Genomic DNA, 1,513 nt, shown 5'->3' with positions numbered 1-1,513 from the left:
CGCTTTGTTGGCCGAATGCGAAGCGATAGATTCGGTCGTCACGCCACAAGAGCACGATGAGTTTGTCGGGATAGCGAGCGCCGTAGGCGTCTGGCATGCCGAAGTCGAAGGCGGACTGCTCGGCGTACAGATCGTCCGTGGGGTAGGTGTCGAATTCTTTTTTGTAGTCTTCCAGTTCAATTTCAAAATGTTCGTAGGGACGGTTTTCTCTTTTGAATTGACTTATAAAGTCCGCCAGCACAACGAGTTCGGTGCTTACTTTTCTGATTCTGGTTAATGTTTTGCGGAGATCGAGTCGTTGCTTTTGCAGTGATTTATATTTTGCGGGGTCCGAGCGAGATAAGTCTCCTGTCATTATTTCTGAAATTTTGTCGATTTTGTTTTTTACTACACGTTCTTTTGCCACGGTTATGTCTGGGCGATGGCTGCTGACCAATTCGTTAAAGGTTTCTAAATCGGTTTTAGGTGAGACTTCAATAGTGACTAGACCGTATGCATCATTTGTTGGATCACTGCCGTAACTGAGCTGCTTGTCCGCCAAGCGTATATCCGGTGAGTAGGTGGTGAAATTGGTGCCGTTAGTATAAGTCCATTGATCATTAAGCAAATGCCATTTTATTTCTGATTGTATGTCGAATACCGAACGCCCCAAGCAGTCTGTTTGTGATTTAGACTCTCCAGTGCTGGCTTGCGCTATCAGTGAACTTATCAGCGCTGACGTAAATAAGGCATATAAGAAGTGAGTGGCATGCATCAGGGGCTTCCGTATCCAGTTGCTGATCGCCATTAACGGGACTTGTATAGCGTATTCGTTCGACTGCTAATTGCTGCGGTGCTGAGCAGATTATCCAAGTCGGACATTGAACAGATCTGCTCTATTTGCGCACCGCAAAATTGCTTTCACTTACCGGTCAGCTTTTCCATGCCAGGTTGCAGGCGGAAGCTCTTCAGGATGTTGAGGAAGTCTTGCTTGCTCTGCTCAAAGGTTCTGACTTGTTTTGAAGCATAATTCTCGGCTTTCAATACTAGGCTAGGCTCCCAGCCTTTATTGGCCGTTCCGGCGGTTATGACAAAGCGTTCTGTGGAAGAGTTTTCATCGCCTTGTGGATCAGTGGGTCTGTAATACTTGCCACCCATAAGTCCTTCGCGCGAACCGATCTTCACCTTTGAAGGCCCGAAGGTTTGAATGACGCCGGCGCTTGGGAACGGGTTGGCCATGATCGGTGTGGTCAATATGGGCAGCAAGTCAAAAGCTTTGCCGATGTCATCACTCAAACTAAGGCTGTACAGCAAGTTCGGGTTGTCAGTGGGATGCCAAGCCATGGTAATTGAGTAGTGGGCTTTGCCATCATCGGCGATGAAGCCGAAAGGTAAGCAGAAGCCAGGCTCTTTGGGTATCTCAAATTCGGCGCGTGTGCGGAACCGTGCTAGCAGATCACGGGCGGCAGGAAGCAGTTTTTCGAACGAGCTTCTGTGTCTGGAATAGGCGCTCTGCTGGCCGAAGGCAAAACGA

General features: G+C 48.4%; 2 protein-coding genes. Both read right to left on the bottom strand.

Annotation, left to right across the window (positions count from 1 at the left end):
- A partial coding sequence (locus H8F23_RS28640; RefSeq protein WP_194936567.1) for a hypothetical protein occupies positions 1-754 on the bottom strand: 754 nt, incomplete at its 3' end.
- A 146-nt stretch (positions 755-900) separates the two neighbouring features.
- The coding region (locus H8F23_RS28635; protein ID WP_267464156.1) for a T6SS immunity protein Tli4 family protein at positions 901-1,513 on the bottom strand (613 nt) is incomplete at its 5' end.

The organism is Pseudomonas neuropathica (assembly GCF_015461835.1).
In the GTDB taxonomy this organism is placed as follows: Bacteria; Pseudomonadota; Gammaproteobacteria; order Pseudomonadales; family Pseudomonadaceae; genus Aquipseudomonas; species Aquipseudomonas neuropathica.
This window is presented reverse-complemented; position numbering and strand designations above follow the sequence as displayed.